The organism is Solimonas variicoloris DSM 15731, from assembly GCF_000382285.1.
Taxonomy (GTDB): domain Bacteria; phylum Pseudomonadota; class Gammaproteobacteria; order Nevskiales; family Nevskiaceae; genus Solimonas; species Solimonas variicoloris.
Genome location: NZ_KB907928.1, coordinates 102174 through 119769 on the forward strand (window position 1 = coordinate 102174; position 17596 = coordinate 119769).

Annotated in this window: 19 protein-coding genes; 13 read left to right on the top strand and 6 right to left on the bottom strand. The window is 67.8% G+C overall.

All coding sequences use genetic code 11. The features are described 5' to 3' along the window. Positions 1-80: 80 nt before the first annotated feature. A complete protein-coding gene (locus H149_RS0106730; RefSeq protein WP_020648980.1) occupies positions 81-1118 on the bottom strand; it encodes a rod shape-determining protein in 1038 nt (345 codons plus the stop codon). Positions 1119-1348: 230 nt separating this feature from the next. Here H149_RS0106730 and gatC point away from each other — a divergent pair, with 230 nt between their 5' ends. The 4 genes from gatC (at position 1349) to hslO (ending at position 5678) form a co-directional block, all read left to right on the top strand. Then, the gene (gene gatC / locus H149_RS0106735) at positions 1349-1636 is read left to right on the top strand and encodes an Asp-tRNA(Asn)/Glu-tRNA(Gln) amidotransferase subunit GatC (protein ID WP_020648981.1); all 288 of its coding nucleotides are present in this window, start codon (positions 1349-1351) and stop codon (positions 1634-1636) included. An 80-nt stretch (positions 1637-1716) separates the two neighbouring features. Beyond that, positions 1717-3174 carry an Asp-tRNA(Asn)/Glu-tRNA(Gln) amidotransferase subunit GatA gene (gene gatA / locus H149_RS0106740; RefSeq protein ID WP_026352936.1) on the top strand — a complete coding sequence of 486 codons (1458 nt, stop codon included), beginning with the start codon at positions 1717-1719 and terminating at the stop codon, positions 3172-3174. Between the two features lie 12 nt (positions 3175-3186). Further along, positions 3187-4662: an Asp-tRNA(Asn)/Glu-tRNA(Gln) amidotransferase subunit GatB gene (gatB, locus tag H149_RS0106745; protein ID WP_020648983.1), complete on the top strand. Its 1476-nt coding sequence runs from the start codon at positions 3187-3189 to the stop codon at positions 4660-4662. A gap of 119 nt (positions 4663-4781) precedes the next feature. Next, positions 4782-5678 carry an Hsp33 family molecular chaperone HslO gene (hslO, locus tag H149_RS0106750; protein ID WP_020648984.1) on the top strand — a complete coding sequence of 299 codons (897 nt, stop codon included), beginning with the start codon at positions 4782-4784 and terminating at the stop codon, positions 5676-5678. Positions 5679-5729: 51 nt separating this feature from the next. On the opposite strand, the gene H149_RS0106755 is transcribed toward hslO, so the two are convergent. Next, positions 5730-6557: a hypothetical protein gene (locus H149_RS0106755; RefSeq protein ID WP_020648985.1), complete on the bottom strand. Its 828-nt coding sequence runs from the start codon at positions 6555-6557 to the stop codon at positions 5730-5732. Positions 6558-6783: 226 nt separating this feature from the next. On the opposite strand from H149_RS0106755, the gene H149_RS20045 reads away from it, so the two are divergent. The 6 genes from H149_RS20045 to purU all read left to right on the top strand — a co-directional run bounded on the left by H149_RS20045 (position 6784) and on the right by purU (position 12301). Then, entirely contained in the window at positions 6784-7245 is a 462-nt protein-coding gene (locus H149_RS20045; protein ID WP_039748286.1) for an SET domain-containing protein-lysine N-methyltransferase, read from the top strand. A 92-nt stretch (positions 7246-7337) separates the two neighbouring features. Further along, a complete protein-coding gene (locus H149_RS0106765; RefSeq protein WP_020648987.1) occupies positions 7338-8135 on the top strand; it encodes a DUF1295 domain-containing protein in 798 nt (265 codons plus the stop codon). A 62-nt stretch (positions 8136-8197) separates the two neighbouring features. Then, positions 8198-9199: an SAM-dependent methyltransferase gene (locus H149_RS0106770; protein ID WP_083930873.1), complete on the top strand. Its 1002-nt coding sequence runs from the start codon at positions 8198-8200 to the stop codon at positions 9197-9199. Beyond that, positions 9196-9957, top strand: a complete 762-nt coding sequence (locus H149_RS22060) for a hypothetical protein (RefSeq protein WP_020648989.1) — start codon at positions 9196-9198, stop codon at positions 9955-9957. Before H149_RS0106770 ends, H149_RS22060 begins: the two co-directional genes overlap by 4 nt. Then, a complete protein-coding gene (locus H149_RS0106780; protein WP_020648990.1) occupies positions 9957-11330 on the top strand; it encodes a thioredoxin family protein in 1374 nt (457 codons plus the stop codon). Before H149_RS22060 ends, H149_RS0106780 begins: the two co-directional genes overlap by 1 nt. Before the next feature lie 101 nt (positions 11331-11431). Then, a complete protein-coding gene (gene purU, locus H149_RS0106785; RefSeq protein WP_020648991.1) occupies positions 11432-12301 on the top strand; it encodes a formyltetrahydrofolate deformylase in 870 nt (289 codons plus the stop codon). A gap of 135 nt (positions 12302-12436) precedes the next feature. Here purU and H149_RS0106790 read toward each other — a convergent pair whose 3' ends face one another. The 3 genes from H149_RS0106790 to H149_RS0106800 all read right to left on the bottom strand — a co-directional run bounded on the left by H149_RS0106790 (position 12437) and on the right by H149_RS0106800 (position 15454). Beyond that, positions 12437-14089, bottom strand: a complete 1653-nt coding sequence (locus H149_RS0106790; protein ID WP_020648992.1) for an AMP-binding protein — start codon at positions 14087-14089, stop codon at positions 12437-12439. A gap of 250 nt (positions 14090-14339) precedes the next feature. Then, complete coding sequence (locus H149_RS20055) at positions 14340-14912, bottom strand: TetR/AcrR family transcriptional regulator (protein WP_020648993.1); 573 nt, start codon at positions 14910-14912, stop codon at positions 14340-14342. After that, positions 14909-15454: a hypothetical protein gene (locus tag H149_RS0106800; protein WP_154654673.1), complete on the bottom strand. Its 546-nt coding sequence runs from the start codon at positions 15452-15454 to the stop codon at positions 14909-14911. The genes H149_RS20055 and H149_RS0106800 overlap by 4 nt, the downstream gene beginning before the upstream one ends. A gap of 167 nt (positions 15455-15621) precedes the next feature. Here H149_RS0106800 and rpmB point away from each other — a divergent pair, with 167 nt between their 5' ends. Beyond that, entirely contained in the window at positions 15622-15858 is a 237-nt protein-coding gene (rpmB, locus tag H149_RS0106805; protein ID WP_020648995.1) for a 50S ribosomal protein L28, read from the top strand. A 19-nt stretch (positions 15859-15877) separates the two neighbouring features. Next, positions 15878-16048, top strand: a complete 171-nt coding sequence (gene rpmG / locus H149_RS0106810; protein ID WP_020648996.1) for a 50S ribosomal protein L33 — start codon at positions 15878-15880, stop codon at positions 16046-16048. Between the two features lie 154 nt (positions 16049-16202). Here the strand turns inward: rpmG and H149_RS20060 are convergent, their stop codons facing one another. Beyond that, positions 16203-16508 carry a hypothetical protein gene (locus H149_RS20060; RefSeq protein WP_020648997.1) on the bottom strand — a complete coding sequence of 102 codons (306 nt, stop codon included), beginning with the start codon at positions 16506-16508 and terminating at the stop codon, positions 16203-16205. A 256-nt stretch (positions 16509-16764) separates the two neighbouring features. On the opposite strand from H149_RS20060, the gene H149_RS0106820 reads away from it, so the two are divergent. Further along, a complete protein-coding gene (locus tag H149_RS0106820) occupies positions 16765-17577 on the top strand; it encodes an OmpW/AlkL family protein (protein ID WP_026352938.1) in 813 nt (270 codons plus the stop codon). Positions 17578-17596: the final 19 nt, after the last annotated feature.

Consider the following 17596-nt stretch of genomic DNA (forward strand, 5'->3'; position numbering starts at 1 on the left):
CAGCATAGAGGCGCGGGGGACCTCCGGCAACGCCGGACGCCGGTGCCCGCCGGCCATGCGGGCACCGGCCCTGGGGCGTCTTAGTCCAGGCTGTAGAAATCCGACTGGCGGTCGAGCATGTCGAGCACCATGCCGCCGCCGCGCGCGACGCAGGTCAGCGGGTCGTCGGCGATGATCACCGGCAGGCCGGTTTCCTCGGAGATCAGCTTGTCGAGATCGCGCAGCAGGGCGCCGCCGCCGGTCAGCACGATGCCGCGCTCGGCGACGTCGGAGCCCAGTTCCGGCGGGGTGCGCTCGAGAGCCTGCTTGACGGCCTTGACGATGCCGGACAGCGGCTCCTGCAGGGCGTCGAGGATCTCGTTCGAGTTCATCGTGAAGTTGCGCGGCACGCCGGCGGCCAGATGGCGGCCGACGACGTCGATTTCCTGCACCTCGTGGCCCGGAAACGCCGTGCCGATCTGGATCTTGATGCGCTCGGCGGTCGCTTCGCCGATCAGCATGTTGTACTGGCGGCGCACGTAGCTGACGATCGCCTCGTCGAACTTGTCGCCGCCGATGCGCACCGACTCGGCGTAGACGATGCCGTTGAGCGAAATGACGGCGACTTCCGAGGTGCCGCCGCCGATGTCGACGACCATCGAGCCGCGCGCCTCGCCGATCGGGATGCCGGCGCCGAGCGCGGCGGCGATCGGTTCCTCGATGACCCAGACCTTGCGCGCGCCGGCGTTCTCGACCGACTCGCGGATGGCGCGGCGCTCGACCTGCGTCGAGCCGTACGGCACGCAGACCACGACGCGCGTCATCGGCCGCGTCATGCGGCCCTTCTGCACCTTGCGGATGAAGTTCTGCAGCATCTTCTCCGTGACGGTGTAGTCGGCGATCACGCCGTCGCGCAGCGGGCGCACGGTGGTGATATTGGTCGGGGTGCGGCCGAGCATCTGCTTGGCCTCGATGCCGACCGCCTGGACCTTCTTGGCGCCACGCGCGTCGACGCTGATCGCGACCACGGACGGTTCGTTGAGGACGATGCCCTCGTCGCGGACGTAGACGAGGGTATTGGCCGTGCCCAGGTCGATGGACAGGTCGTTGACAAACAAGCGGCGTACGGCGTCAAACATCTCGGGAGGCCTGATGGGATACGGTTTCAGTTTTTAGTCCCGGCAGCCTGGCGCCGCCGGAAACGCTGTGTCGCCGCATCGGGGCGGCGATGCACCTTCTCACATTCCAGTAGAATTGTGCATTCGCACATCATAAACCATTTCCCGGGCCCGTCAGGCCCCCGGAACGGCGTCAAATCCGGCCGGTCGCAACAGCCCGAAAACCCCGTCAGACAAAGCCCGCCACCGCGATGAGTCTCTCTCCCGAAAACGTCAAGCAGGTCGCCCATCTGGCGCGCCTCGAACTGCCGGCCGAGAAGATCGGCCCCTACGCTCAGCAGCTGTCGAACATCCTCGATCTGGTCGGCCAGCTGTCGGGCGCCGACACCGCCGGCGTCGAGCCGATGGCGCACCCGCTGGACATGCACCAGCGTCTGCGCGCCGACGCCGTGACCGAGCCGGATCGCCGCGAGGCCTTCCAGGCGATCGCGCCGGAGGTCGACAACGGCCTGTATCTGGTGCCCAAGGTCATCGAGTGAATTCGCGTGCCGCCCGCCGATGCGGGCGGCCCGGCGCCGGCCCTTGAGGGCAGCGCCGCCAACCGATCCGGAATCGAAGCATGCACACGCTTTCCATCAAAGAAATGTCCGAGGGGCTGCGCGCGAAGAAGTTCTCGTCGCGCGAGCTGACCGCCCATTACCTCGCGCGCATCGAGCGGCACGACGGCGCGCTCAACAGCTACATCACTGTCACCGCCGAGCGCGCGCTGAAGCACGCCGAGGCCGCCGACGCGCGGCTGGAGCGCGGCGATGCCCACACGCTGACCGGCATCCCGCTGGCGCAGAAGGACATCTTCTGCACGCTCGGCGTCAAGACCAGCTGCGCGTCGAAGATGCTCGACAGCTTCATCGCGCCGTACGACGCCACCATCGTGCAGAAGCTGCACCATGACGCCGGCATGGTGATGCTCGGCAAGTGCAACATGGACGAGTTCGCGATGGGCTCGTCGAACGAGACCAGCTTCTACGGTCCGGTGAAGAATCCCTGGGACACGACGCGCGTGCCTGGCGGCTCCTCGGGCGGCTCGGTCGCCGCCGTCGCCGCCGGTCTGGCGCCGGCCGCGACCGCCAGCGATACCGGCGGCTCGATCCGTCAGCCGGCCGCGCTGTGCGGCCTGACCGGCATCAAGCCGACCTACGGCCGCGTCTCGCGCTACGGCATGATCGCCTTCGCCTCCAGCCTCGACCAGGCCGGCGTCGTCGCCCGCTCGGCCGAGGACGCCGCCCATGTGCTGCAGGCGATGTCGGGCTTCGATCCGCTCGACTCGACCAGCATCGAGCGGCCGGTCGACGATCTGGTCGCCGGCCTCGGCGCGTCGATCAAGGGCCTGAAGATCGGCCTGCCGAAGGAATACTTCGCGGAAGGCCTCGCCGCCAGCTCGCGCGAGAAGATCGACGCGGCGATCAAGACGCTGCAGTCGCTCGGCGCCGAGATCGTCGAGATCTCGCTGCCGAACTCGCCGCTGTCGGTGCCGACCTATTACGTCGTCGCGCCGGCCGAGGCCAGCTCCAATCTGGCGCGCTTCGACGGCGTGCGCTACGGCCATCGCGCCGAGGGCGTGAAGACGCTGGAAGAGCTGTACAAGCGCTCGCGCGGCGAGGGCTTCGGCGCCGAGGTGCAGCGCCGCATCATGGTCGGCACCTACGTGCTCAGCCACGGCTACTACGACGCCTACTACCTGCAGGCGCAGAAGGTCCGCAAGCTGATCTACGAGGACTTCAAGCGCGCGTTCGAGCGCGTCGACCTGGTGCTCGGGCCGACCGCGACCGACGTCGCCTTCGGCCTCGGCAGCAAGACCGACGATCCGGTCGCGATGTACCTCAACGACATCTACACGATCGCCGCCAACCTCGCCGGCATTCCGGCGATGTCGCTGAACTGCGGCTTCGTTGAAGGTCTGCCGGTCGGCCTGCAGCTGATGGGCAACTACTTCAGCGAGGCCAGGCTGCTGAACGTCGCGCACCAGTTCCAGCAGGCAACCGATTTCCACAAGCAGATGCCCAAGGCATACGTTTAAGGGCGCACCGACATGGCATACGACAGCTCTACCTGGGAAGTGGTGATCGGACTCGAAGTCCACTGCCAGCTCCTGACGCAGTCCAAGATCTTTTCCGGCGCGGCGACCGCCTACGGCGCGGCGCCGAACACGCAGGCCGATCCGGTCACGCTGGGTCTGCCCGGCGTGCTGCCGGTACTGAACCGGAAAGTGCTCGAATACGCGGTGAAGTTCGGTCTGGCGGTCGACGCCAAGATCGCGCCGCGCTGCGTGTTCGCGCGCAAGCACTACTTCTATCCGGACCTGCCGAAGGGCTACCAGATCTCGCAGTACGAGCTGCCGATCGTGTTCGACGGCCATCTCGACATCGAGGTCGACGGACCCGATGGCAGCAAGACCGTCAAGCGCATCGGCATCACCCGCGCGCACATGGAGGAAGACGCCGGCAAGTCGCTGCACGAAGGCTACGTCGGTCAGTCGGGCATCGACCTCAACCGCGCCGGCACGCCGCTGATCGAGATCGTCTCCGAGCCGGATATCCGCTCGGCGGCCGAGGCAGTGGCCTATCTCAAGAAGCTGCACCAGCTGGTCGTCTACCTCGGCGTCTGCGACGGCAACATGCAGGAAGGCTCGTTCCGCTGCGACGCCAACGTTTCCGTGCGCCGCCGCGGCGAAACCAAGTTCGGCACGCGCACCGAGACCAAGAACGTCAACTCGTTCCGCTACGTCGAGAAGGCGATCGAATATGAAATCGAGCGCCAGATCGACGTCATCGAGTCGGGCGGCAAGATCGTCCAGGAAACGCGCCTGTTCAATCCGGACACCGGCGAGACGCGTTCGATGCGCTCGAAGGAAGACGCCAACGACTACCGCTACTTCCCCGATCCGGACCTGCTGCCGGTGGTGGTGACGAGCGAGGACATCGAGCGCATCCGTGCGACGATGCCCGAGCTGCCGGAAGCCAAGCGCGCGCGCTTCGTCGAGCAGTACAAGCTGCCCGCCTACGATGCCGGCGTGCTGACCGGCGAGCAGGCGCTCGCCGATTACTACGAGGCCGTGATCGCGACCTCGAAGGCCGATGCCAAGACCTGCGCGAACTGGGTCATCACCGATCTGCTCGGCGCCCTCAACAAGCTCGGCAAGGGCATCGAGGATTCGCCGGTGACGGCGCCGATGCTGTCCGGTCTGGTCGTGCGCATCGCCGACAAGACCATCTCCGGCAAGATCGCCAAGGACGTGTTCGAGGCGATGCTGGCCGGCGAGGCGACGGGTGACGACGCCGCCGACCAGATCATCAAGGCCAAGGGCCTGGTGCAGATCACCGACGAGTCGGCGATCGTGGCGGCGATCGACGACATCATGGCGAAGAACCCGCAGCAGGTCACCGACTACCGCGCCGGCAAGGACAAGCTGTTCGGCTTCTTCGTCGGCCAGGCGATGAAGGCGACGCAGGGCAAGGCCAATCCGGAGGCGCTGAACCGGCTGCTGAAGGAAAAGCTGGCGGGCTGAGACGGCAGAAGCCGGAGTCACGGATTGCACAGATGGTGCGGACTGGAAGCGACGCTGGTCTCTTGCCTGTCTGTGGAATCCGTGGTTGATAAGCCCCTGGTCCGCCCCATATAGCGCCGATGAACAACCGACTCACCGAATTCCTGTTGCCGGAACTGGGCGTGCGTGGCGCCGTCGTCGAGTACGAGGCTGGCGTCGATACGATGCTGGGCTCTCGGCCCTACGCGGCGGACGTGCGCCGGCTGCTCGCCCAGGCGATCGCGGCGATGCCGCTGCTCGCCGCCCACACCAAGCTCGAAGGCCGCATCAGCCTGCAGTTCCAGCACACCGAGGGGCCGGTGCAGATGCTCGTCACCCAGGTCGAGCACGGTCGTGACGGCGATCCGGAACGGGGCCTGCGCGTGCGCGGCATGGCCAAGGCCAGGGCCGACGCCAGCGGCGATTTCACTGCGCTGCTGCATGGCGGCCGCCTCGGCCTGCTGATCGAGCCGGAGAACGGTGGGCAGGACTACCAGGCGATCGTCGGCATCGAAGGCGAGCGCCTCGCCGACGCCCTCGAGCACTACTTCGCGCAGTCCGAGCAGCTGCCGTCGCTGCTGCGCCTGGCCTACGACGGCACGCACGTCCGCGGCCTGATGCTGCAGCGCCTGCCGCTCGGCGAGATGAACAGCAGCGAGCTGCACTGGGAACACGTGCAGGTGCTGTTCGACACGCTCGGCGAGGATGAGCTGGCCAGGACCCCCGGCCTGACGATCCTGCGCCGCCTGTTCAACGAGGACACGGTGCGGGTGTTCGATCCGCAGCCGGTGCGGCTTGCCTGCCGCTGTTCGCGCGAGGGCATCGGCGCGATGCTGCTGTCGCTCGGCGCCGAAGAGATCGCCGATCATCTGAAGACGCACGGCCGTTTCGACGTGACCTGCGAATTCTGCGGTCGCGAGTATCGTTTCGACGAGGCGGACGTGCAGCAGCTGTTCCTCAGCGCCCACATGCAGCCCTCGAACGAGACGCGACACTGAGGCACGCGCACAAAAAAGGCCGCCCGCGGGCGGCCTTTTTTGCGGTGCCGATCAGAACCGGTAATGCAGGCCGAGCGTCAGCACGGGCCAGAAGCGGAAGTCCTTCGCATCATCCTCGAGCTTGGCGATCTCGGCGTCCTTGTCGGCCTGGAATTGCTGGGCCAGCGCCGTGGTGCCGTTGACGTCGAAGCCTTCCGGACCGTTCGGATCGCAGACGCCACCGCTGGCATCGCAGGCCCGGCCGCTGGCGTCGAGCCGCACGTTCGGCGACTTGCCGAACATCACGCCCAGATCGAAGCTGGCGCCGAAGCCGCTGCCATTGGTCGTGCCGCCCCAGCCGATGCCGGCGTATGGGGTGACCTTGCCGAGATCGACGCGGCCATTGAGCTTCAGATCGCCGCGATAGATGGTGTCATTGATCTCGTAGTCGTCGAGACCGGCGGCCTTCAAGGTCGCCTCCGGCATGCGGCTCAGCACGCCGAGGCTGAGGCGGAAGCCGCCGCCGAACGGCTTGATGTCGACCATCGCTTCGGCCGCGCTGATCTTCAGCTTGGCGCGGTAGTCGATGCCTTCTTCCTCGGCGTTGAACGAGTAGCTGCCGAACTGGTAGCCGGCGCGCAGATCGACGTAGCGGCTCAGGCCATAGGTGTAGTCGACGCCGAATCCGCCAGTGCCGAAGCGCAGGCCAAGCCCGTGATGCGAGCGGCTTGCCGCGGCCGCCGGTGCGGTATCGGCCGCTGCTGCGGCCGTCGCGGCGCCGTCGGCGGCAGGGGCCTCGACGGTCGCCGGCGTCGCGGCGGGCGGCGTGTCGGTATTTTCGGCCGCGGCGGCACTGCCCAGCCATGCGCCCATGGCCAGTACGATCAACTGCTTCTGCATGAATCTCCCTTTGTGTTTGCTGCGCGCGACGTGGCTCTGTCGCGCCCCGGCACATTATCGACGGACGCGGGCCGACGAGCGAGCGGCGCGTATTGTCAAGTGGCTGACGGGATTCTGACGAAGTGCCATCGTGCCGGTGCCCGCCCGCATCGCCGATTCGTGCTGACGGAGCAGCGGCGAGGCACTAAGCTGCGAGGCTCCGCCACCGGTTTGGCTTTTCGTCGCCGTGATCGTCCCTCGCTATCGAGTCGCCCCATCGCTCATTCCCCAGGCCGGCAAGGGCCTTTATCTCGACGAGGCGGTGTCGCGTGGCGCCGTGATCGTGGCGCCGGACAACATCCACACCGTGTGGCCCGAGGCCAAGCTGCGCGCCTGCGCGGCCGATTCGATCGAGGTCGAGTCCAGCGTGCGCTGGTTCGAGAACTGGTTTTCGTTGACGCCGGAGTGGAGCGACGAGTGCTACGTCAACCACAGCTTCGCGCCGACCGCGCTCTGGCACCTCGGCTTCATCTTCGCGCTCGACGATCTGCCGGCCGGCACTGAAGTGACGATGGACTACCGCTACGTCATCGGCGACGGCGAGCGCATGCCGTTCGCCGACAGCGTGACCGGCCGCGAGATCGTCGGCCTGCCGTGGCGGCAGGTCCTGGCCGACGGCGCCCGCCGGCTGCTCGATCTGTCGGCTTAGGCGGCGCCGGCCGGCGCCGCGCTCGCCGCCGCGCCTGCCGCGGCATCCATTGCCGCGGTTCGCGCGTAAAGGGGAATCGAAGGAGATTCCCGATGCCGCCGCTGCCTGCTTTCCTGCTGACCGTGCTGATCGCCGCCGCCGCCAAGAGCGCGGCCTGGCTGCTGCAGCGCCGTACCGGCAACGCCGGCACGGTCGATGCGATCTGGGCATGGACGCTCGGCGGCCTCGCCGTCGTCTATGCACTGGCCGGCAGCGCGCCGCCGGGCCTGCGCGTGCTGCTGGCGGCGATGGGCGGTCTCTGGGGGCTGCGTCTGGGCGTCTATCTGTGGCGCCGCAACCACGCCCAGCCCGAGGACTGGCGCTACGCGCAGCTGCGCGCCGCGTGGGGCCCGCAGGCGCAATTCCGGCTGTTCTGGTTCTTCCAGTTCCAGAATCTGTTCACGCTGCTGCTCGCGGCCTCGGCGTTCCTGCCGGTGGCCTATCGCGCCTCGACGCCGTCGGCCGCGGCGCTCGTGCTGGCGATCCTGATCTGGACCGTCGCGGTCGCCGGCGAGGCGCTCGCGGACCGCCAGCTGCGCGCGTTCCGTGCGCAGCCGGCACATCGCGGCAGGGTCTGTCGCCGCGGTCTGTGGCGCTATTCGCGCCATCCGAACTACTTCTTCGAATGCCTGCATTGGCTGGCCTACGTGCCGCTGGCGCTCGGCGCGCCGTGGGGCTGGGTCAGCCTGGCGGCGCCGGTGGTGATGGCCTTGCTGCTGACCCGCCTGTCCGGCCTGCCGCTGCTCGAACGCGAGCTGGTGCGCCGCAAGCCGGGCTACGCCGAGTACATGCGCACCACGAACGCGCTGCTGCCCTGGTTTCCCAAACGCCGAGAGGACGATGCCCCGTGACCCTGAATGCGATCGACTGCTGTGAGCGAGGCTGGATTCCCGATCCGCTGGCACGCGCCGGCATGCGCCGCCTGATCGGACAGCGGCTCGTCGACGAGGGCAGCCGCGATGGCGAGCGCCGCGCCGCGCGCTTCTCCCGTCTGCTCGACGAACTGCGTGCCAGCCCGATCGCGATCGAGACCGGCGCCGCCAACGAGCAGCATTACGAGCTGCCGGCGGCGTTCTTCCACGGCCATCTCGGCCCGCGGCTCAAGTACTCGTGCTGCCTGTATCCGCGCGGCGACGAGACGCTGGCCGAGGCCGAGGAGCGGATGCTGGCGCTCTACGCCGAGCGTGCCGGCCTCGCCGACGGCCAGTCGATGCTCGATCTCGGTTGCGGCTGGGGCTCGCTGTCGCTGTGGCTGGCCGAGCGCTACCCGCACGCGCGCATCGTCGGCCTGTCGAACTCGCACGGGCAGCGCGAGTTCATCGAGGCGCGCGCCCGTGCGCGCGGCTTGCGCAATCTGCGCATCGTCACCGGCAACATCGTCGACTTCGAGATGCCGGCCGAGCTGCTGCAGCACGGCTTCGACCGGGTGCTGTCGATCGAGATGCTCGAGCACATGAAGAACTACGGCCTGCTGTTCGCCAAGCTGGCGCGCTGGCTCGCGCCGGACGGGCGCCTGTTCGTGCACGTGTTCGCGCACAAGCTGCTGGCGTATCACTTCCAGGACGAGGGCCACAGCGACTGGATGAGCCGCCATTTCTTCACCGGCGGCACCATGCCGAGCGCGGCGCTGTTCGCGCATTTCCAGGACGATCTGAAGCCGGTCGGGCAGTGGTGGGTCAACGGCCGGCACTACGAGAAGACCTCGAATCACTGGCTCGGGCGGCTCGACGCGCAGCGCGAGATCCTCCTGCCGATGCTGCACGAGGCCTACGGCGATCAGGCCGAGCGGTGGCTGCAGCGCTGGCGCATGTTCTACATGGCGGTCGCCGAGCTGTTCGGCTACGACGACGGCGAGGAGTGGGGCGTCGCCCATTATCTGTTCGCGCGCCGCGGCGCGCCGGGTGCTGCGCCGTGACGCCGCGCCGCGCGGCCCTGATCGGCGCGATGATGGGCGCGATCGGGACGCTGACGGCGGCGGCCGGGCCTCAGCCGCTCAAATTCTATGGATATGCCTACGACCTTGGCTCGAACCGCTATCTCTACACCGAGGTGCACGACCAGCGCGTCGATGGCGAGCGCTGGCTCGGCGGCACGATCGCCTACTACGCGGCCGACGGCACGCGGCTCGGCCGCAAGACGCTCGATTTCTCGCAGGATCCCTATGTGCCCGTGTATCGGTTCGAAATGGACGCCAGCGGCTATCTGGAGGCGATCTTCCGTGTCGATGAGCGCGTGTACATGCGCCGGCGTCTGCGCCGTGGCGAGGAACTGAAGGAAACCGCGGTTCCCCGTCTGGCCTCGATGTGCGCCGACTCCGGTTTTCACGCGCTGATACGGGCCCGCTTCGACGAGCTGATGTCCGGACGGGCGCTGCATCTTCAGCTTGCTGCCGCCGGCAGCCTCGATTCGTACAAATTCGTCGTGCGGCGCGTCGACGACGGGCTGTTCGAGGGGCGCGCGGCCGTGCGCCTGCGTGTCGAACCGGATTCGGTCCTGCGCTGGTTCGTCGCTCCGCTGGAACTTCGTTACGCGCCCGCGCAGCGCCGCCTGCTCGAGTACCGCGGGCTGTCCAACATCCCCGATCCGGCGAGCGGGCGCCGCCGCGACGTGCGCATCGCTTACTATGCCAAGCCCCCGAACGATGTGCCGGTCCTGCCGGCATTGGAGCCGTGATGTCCAACCGCCCGCTGCTGTCGCTCGTCTCCGTCGCCCTGCTGCTCGCCGCCTGCGGCGAGCGCCAGTCCGCCCAGGCTCCGGCGCCGGCCCCGGTTGCCGACGCTGCGCCGGCCGCGACGCGGGCCTCGCTGTCGTTCGACGAAGGTCTGGCCCAGGCGCGTGCGCGGCAGGCACCGCTGGTCGTCGATTTCCATGCGCCGTGGTGCTACTCCTGCTACTTCATGGCGACCAACGTGCTGACCGGCGCCGACTGGGACGCGGTCGAGAAGAAGGCCGTGGTCGTCGAGGTCGACGCCGACTCGCCGGACGGCGCGGCGCTCAAGGACCGCTACGGCATCAAGGCCCTGCCGAGCTACCTCGTGCTCGACGGCGAGGGCCGCGAGCTGGGACGCATCCTCGGCGAGCAGACGCGCGCCGAGTTTTATCCGCAGATCAACCGGCTGGTCGACGGCGGGCAGCCGCTGACGGCCGTCGCCGAGCAGGTTAAAGACGGCTCGGCGGCATCGGTCGAGGCCGGCCGCGCCGTGCTCAAGTCCTACCAGGCGCGCTACGACGCCGACGGCGGCCTGCGCTGGTTCTCGGCGCTGCCGGCACCGGCGCGCGAGGCGCTGCGCCGGGATGCCGCCGCGCAGCTGCTCGTCGCGCGCCTGCAGTTCCTGCAGGCGGTACAGCAGAACGATGCGAAGGCCGCGCTGGCGGTCGGCGCACAGGTGCTCGCCGGCGAGCTCGGCTGCGAGCGCCCGTACGAACTCGACCGCTATCTCGCGTTCGCGACGCAGCAGGCCGACGCCAAGGCGCTGGTCGCCGCGCAGCGTCCGGCGATGGAGAAGCTGGTCGCCGACGGCGTGTTCGGGCCGGCGCCGTGCGCGGACAAGCGGTCCGCCGTGCTCGCGCTCGCCGATGTCGACGCCGTGCTCGGCGACCAGGCGGCGCGCCGGACCTTGCTCGAGAAGGCGATCACCGACGTCGAGCGGCAGATCGGCGGCGATCTGAAGAAGGACCGCAATCTCGACGACAACCTGCGCATCTACCGCGATCAGCTCGCCGAGCTCAGCGGCGACTACGCGGCTTACGACGCGCTGATGCCGAAGCTCATCGCCGCCTGGCCGGACGATTACGTCTACGCGGCGCGCTGGGGCAAGAGCCTGCTGGCGCGCGGCCAGGCCGAGCAGGCGCTCGTGCAGCTCGATGCCGCCGCTGCCAGAGCCTATGGCGTCAATCGGCTCAAGGTTGCGCAGGATCGCGTCAAGGCCCTGCAGGCGCTGCATCGCGACGCCGACGCCCGGCGCGTCGTCGCCGAGACGCTGAAGGCCAACGGCCCGTGGTTCCCGGACGAGGCTGCCAAGCTCAAGGATCTGGTCAAGACCTGAGCCGCGGACGCGCATCGCGCGGCGGCTGAGGAGTTCCCCGGTGGCGCCGCTTCCGGTATAAACGCGCCTCCCGCACGTGCCGCGGGGCCTCGCTGCGCGCCATGACGACCGAATCCGACACCACCGCCCGCCTGCTGATCACCTGTCCGGACCAGCCGGGCATCGTCGCCGCGGTCACGACGTTCCTGTATCACCACGGCGTCAACATCACCGAGCTCGATCAGCACTCGACCGATCCGGAAGGCGGGCGCTTCTTCCTGCGCCTCGAATTCCAGACGCCGCATCTGGACGTCTCGCGCACCGCGCTCGAGCGCACGTTCCGCGATGCCGTCGCCAGCCGCTTCACGATGGACTGGCGCATCAGCTACGCGGCCGACAAGCCGCGCATGGCGATCCTCGTCTCCAAGCACGATCACGCGCTGATGGAGCTGCTGTGGCGCTGGCAGCGCGGCGAACTGCGCGTCGATATCCCGGTCGTGATTTCCAACCACGACGATCTGCGCGCCGAGGTCGAGCGCTTCGGCGTGCGCTTCGAGCACGTGCCGATCGACGCGGCGACGCACGTCGCAGCCGAGGCGAAGATGCTGGCGCTGCTCGACGGCCAGACCGACTTCATCGTTCTGGCGCGCTACATGCGCATCCTGTCGGCCGATTTCGTCGCGCGCTATCCGCATCGCATCATCAACATCCACCACAGCTTCCTGCCAGCGTTCGTCGGTGCCGATCCCTATCAGCAGGCGTACACGCGCGGCGTGAAGCTGATCGGCGCCACCGCGCACTATGTGACCTCCGACCTCGACCAGGGGCCGATCATCGACCAGGACACCGGCCGCGTCTCGCACCGCCACGAAGTGCCCGACCTGCGCCGCCTCGGCCGTGATCTCGAACGCCAGGTGCTCGCCCGTGCCGTGCGCTGGCACGTCGAGGGCCGCGTCATCGTCGACGGCAACAAGACGATCGTTTTCGCCTGATGCCGGACCGCGCACGGCGGCCGCCGTGCGCAGGCGCCGTCAGGACGCGGGCTTGCGTCGCGCATAAAAAAGCCCTCGCGGAGGCGAGGGCCGAAACGCGCATGCCGGCACGAGCGGCCGGCACTGTGCAGGTTTTCAGTCTTCCCAGACGACCTTCGTGTCGCGGTCGCCCGCGCACTTTTCGAGCAAGGCCGCATAGCGCTTCTCGACCTCGTTGCGCTTGACCTTCATCGTCGGCGTCATCATGTTGTTGTCGATCGTCCAGGCGTCCTTGGTGACGACGATCTTGGCGATTTCCTCGTGGTTTTCGAGCGTGGCGTTGACGGCTTCCATTTCCGCGATCAGGCCGGCCTCGACCTCGGCGCGCGATCTCTTCAGCGCCTCGGCGGTCAGCGTCACGATCATGATCGGCTGCTTGAGTCCGGCGCCGACGAAGCACAGCTGGTCGATGTCGGTGTCGCGCGACAGCGCGCCCTCGATCGGCGCCGGCGCCACGTACTTGCCCTTCAGCGTCTTGAAGATGTCCTTCACGCGGCCGGTGATGTAGAGATAGCCGTCCTCGTCGACGCGACCCTTGTCGCCGGTGCGCAGCCAGCCATCGGCGGTGAACAGCTCGGCGGTCTTCTCCGGATCCTTGTAGTAGCCCGGCGTGACGGCGGCGTGCTTGAACTGGATTTCGCCGTCATCGCCGATGCGCATGTCGGCGCCCGGCTGCGCGCGGCCGACCGAGCCCCAGCGATTGGCGCCCGGCAGGTTCACCGTCGCGTAGATGTTGTTCTCGGTCATGCCGTAGCCCTGCAGCACGGTGATGCCGAGCTTGTCGAGCCACTGCATCAGCGGAATCGGCATCGGCGCGGCGCCGACGATCAGGTAGCGCGCGTTCTGCAGGCCGATGCCGGTCTTGATCTTCTTCTTGATCAGCGACGAGAGGACCGGGATCTTCAGCAGGACGTCGAGCTTCTTCTGCGGCAGCTTCTTGAGGATGCCGGCCTGGAAACGGCCGTAGACCAGCGGTACGCCGAAGAAGCGCGTCGGCGCGACTTCCGGCAGCTGCTCGGCGAGTTTCTCGAGGTTCTCGAGGAAGAACACCTCGGCCCCGTAATAGATCGAGCCGAGCTCGACGGCACCGCGCTCGAAGGCGTGCGCGAGCGGCAGGTACGAGAAGAAGCGTTCCTGGCCCTTGGCCGGCATCGACTTGAGCATGCCTTCGGCCGCGAACAGGACGTTGCCCATCGTGATGATGACGCCCTTCGGATTGCCGGTGGTGCCGGAGGTATAGACGAGCGTGTGGATCGCGTCGAGCGCCGGCGGCTGATAGCCGGCGAACGGCTCGGATGCCCGCACCAGATCGTCCCAGAGGTGGTCGCAGCCGGACACGCCGGCGTACGGGAAGCCGATCTTGACGATGCCTTCCGGCAGCGCCTGCATGAACTCGTCGGCATCCGGCATCGGGCCGATGAAGATGGCCTTGGCCTCGGCGTGGTTGAGGATGTACTTGACGGCGTCGCTGGCCTGCTTCGGATAGAGGCCGACGCTGATGTAGCCGGCCATCGCGATCGCCAGATCGGCGAGGAACCAGTGCGCGGTGTTGCGCCCGGAAATGGCGATGCGCGAGCCCGGCGGCAGGCCGAGCTTGCGCAGCGCGGTCGCCATGCCGCGAACCTGCGCTTCGCATTCGGCGAAGGTGTACTTCTTCCAGATGCCGTCGACCGGCTGGTAGAGCCAGGCCTTGTTCGGCTGCTCCTTGGCCCATTGCACCAGCATCTCGACCGGGTTCTTGAGAGACATCTGCACTCCTGCAAGTTGCGAAAACCGTTTGCGGAGCGATCCACCGGCGGACGACCGCCAGCCTAGGGCGCCTGCGGACGCGCCGGCATGAACAGGCACGGGTCCGGCGGATCCGGATGGTCGTATGGCCCGTCGAGGGTGAACGGCTCCGAGGGCGGCGCGGGGCGGCGGGGGAAATCGCGGCGCGGCGGCCCTTCTGTCGGGCGATTGTAGCGGCGTTCGCCGGCGACGTGGTCCGCGCGAGCGCGCGTCAGCGGGTGGTCAGGCGCGATGCGAGCGGCGTCGGCGCGCCGGCGTGGTCGAGGAAATGCCAGAGCGCATCGCGGTACGCGTTCTGGCGTCCGCCGGCGCGCAACTCGATGCTGGCGACCTCGTTGAGCATCGCCAGATAGAGACGCGCCAGCGCGTCGGCGTGCGCGCGGCCGGCCGCGCGCATTTCGGCGGCCAGCAGCAGGCCGTAGATCTGCGTCTGCTGCCGGATCGCCTGCAGCACGCTAGGCTGCCCGTAGGCGGCCAGCAACCAGTGGCGCAAGGCGGCGTTCTCGAGGTTGTAGCCGAGGTAGGTTTCCGAGGCGAGCATGATCCGCCGCAGCCCCGGCGCGGTGCCTTCGGTGACTTTGATCAGCCGCTGCCGCATCTGCTCGAGAAAGTGGTTATGCAGGGCCTCGACATAGGCGGACAGATCGTCGAACGCCAGGAGAAAAGCGCCCGGCGTGACGCCGCCGGCCGTGCAGACGCGTTCGACGGAAAGCGCGCTGTACGGGACACGCTCGGCCAGCTGTGGCGCCACGGCGAGCAAGCGCGAGCGAAGCTGATGCGTCATGCCGCGCGCACCTGATCGAAATAGCCGAGCAGCGCGGCGCGCAGCTCCGGCAGGCGCCGACCGGCCGCGGCTTCGGCGGCCGCCGTCTCGATCAGCGCGGCCGTGCACAGCCGCGCGGTTTGCGGCGCGAACGGCCAGCCGACGGCGTTCAGCTCCAGCTGGAACATCAGGCTGAAGCCGGTGACGCGCTGGCGGATGATGGCGGCGCCTTGCGGATGGAAGCGCAGCCGACGGGCGAGGGTGGCGAGTGCCGGTCGATCGAGCAGGGCCTGCAGGTAGGTGTCGATCGCCAGCTGCAGGCGCACGCGGCCGGCCGGCATGTTCAGCGTCAGCTTGGCGACGAGATCGCGTACCTCGTCGTACAGCCGGGCAAGCAGTTCACACTGCAGGGCGACGCATCCGCCGAAATGCGCGTCGACGGCGTCTGGCGGCATCTGCGCCGCCTGGGCGATGCGTGCAGCGTCGAGCGCCGCGCCGCCCTCGCTGGCGAGACGGCGCGCGGCCTGCAGCAAACGGATTCTGGGCGGAAGCGATTCGGACATCGGCGGAGTATCCTTTGCGGCCGAGTCTGTCGTCCTTGCGCGGGATCACGGCAGTCCTCGAACGTGGGGTGTCCGCGCCTCTTGCTCTGGCCGAGTTCGGCTGGCACAATTGCGCCCCTTTTCGTGGCCCTTGGGCCGCGTCGCACTGTCCCTAAGGGTTTTGTGTCATGTCGAAAGTCTGTCAGGTCACCGGCAAGCGTCCGATGGTCGGTAACACCGTCTCGCACGCCAACAACAAGCGCCGTCGCCGGTTCGAGCCGAACCTGCACACGCATCGCTTCTGGCTGGAGTCGGAGAAGCGCTTCGTGTCTCTGCGTGTTTCCGCGCAGGGCATGCGCATCATCGACAAGAAGGGCGTCGACACCGTCGTCGCCGAGCTGCGCGCGCGCGGCGAAAAGGTCTAAAGAGACCGGGAGCTAGATCATGGCCAAGAAGAAAGACGTCGAGAAGATCAAGCTGGTGTCGACTGCCGATACCGGTTATTTCTATACGACGACGAAGAACCGCAAGAACACGCCGGACAAGTTCGAGTTCAAGAAGTACGATCCGGTCGCGCGCAAGCACGTCGCGTTCAAGGAAGCCAAGATCAAGTAAAAGCCGCCAGGCTTTTGCTGGTTTGTGCCGACAACGCCGCCCTCGGGCGGCGTTGTCCGTTGGGCCCCGAAGATTCGCGAACGGCGGCAGACGGCATCCACGCGCAACAAAAAGCCGGGCATTGCCCGGCTTTTTGCATGAAGTCCGTCGCCGTCTAGTGATGGTGGCGGTGATGGTCCCGGCCATGCGGCGGAGGACCGTAGCCGCGCGGGCCGCGGTCGACGTAGACGACACGCCGCTCGTAGTAATACGGCGCCGGGTAGTACGCGACCGGGGCCGGCGCGTAATAGCGCGGCGGCGGGGCGTAATAAACCGGGGCCGGCGCGACGTAGACCGGCGGCGGCAGGCCGAGGCCGATGCTGAGGGATACGTCCGTATGCGCCAGTGCCGGCAGCGGCGCCACGGCTGCGGTCAGCAGGCCGGCAGCCACGAAGGCGGTCATTTTCGTCTTGATGTTCATGGTCGATGCTCCTGTCCTCCTCGGACGCCTTGCAATCTACGGGCAGGCGATGAACCGCTTCTGAATATCGCCCGAGATGGCGCGCTCCGGCGGGCGCGCCGCTGGCGTGCGCTTGCGCGTTGGGGCGGCGCGCATCGACGGTGCTGCGGTGCGTGCACTAGTTACTTCGTCCGCGCGGCGGCGTAGAGTCGCGCGCTTTCCCCAAGAGCACGCCGGCGCCATGCAGCGCCGGCCGACGACGACGGAGTTCGCAAACATGAGAGGCGCTCTGCTGCTGCTTGCGCTGTGCCCGTTTTCCCTACCGGCACTGGCACAGCAAGCCGGCTCGGTCGTCCTGCAGGCTGGCTGGATTCATGGGCAGACGCTCGACAGCAGCAAGCCGCTGCATACCGACCTCAAGCCGGGGCTCGGTGCGCTGATCGGCATTCCCGACAGCTTCGATTCGCCCGGCACCGCGGCGTCCATCAACGATGCCGATACGCTCCTGCTGGCGAGCACCTATTTCGCCACCGATCATTGGGCCGTGAAGATCGAGGGCGGCATTCCGCCGACGTTCGATCTGCACGGCGAGGGTGTCGTGCAGCCGAACCGGAACATCGACGCGCTGAGGGTCGATCTCGGCGCGCACAATCCGATCGCCTCGTCGCGCCAATGGAGTCCGGTGCTGCTGCTGCAATACCACTTCGGCCGCGCCGAGGCGCGCTGGCGGCCTTATCTCGGCCTTGGCGTGACGTACACGTGGTTCACCAACGTCGAGCTCGGCAAGGGTTTCTACGATGATCTGAACAACACCTTCGGTCGCGCGCTGGCGGTGGCCAACGGCAAGCCGCCCGGCGACACCTATGTGGAGGCCGATTCGTCGCCGGGCTGGGGGCCGATCGTCAACGCCGGCCTGTCGTACGCACTCAGCCGGCAATGGGGGCTGTCCGCTTCGGCTTCGTACGTGGCGTTCAAGACCGAATCGACGATCGACATCTATGCCGGCGACGGCACGCGCCTGTCGCACAGCACCACGCAGATCGACGTCGATCCGCTGGTGATGGCGCTGATGCTGACGTACGTCTGGTAAGCGCGGCCGCCGTCCAGCG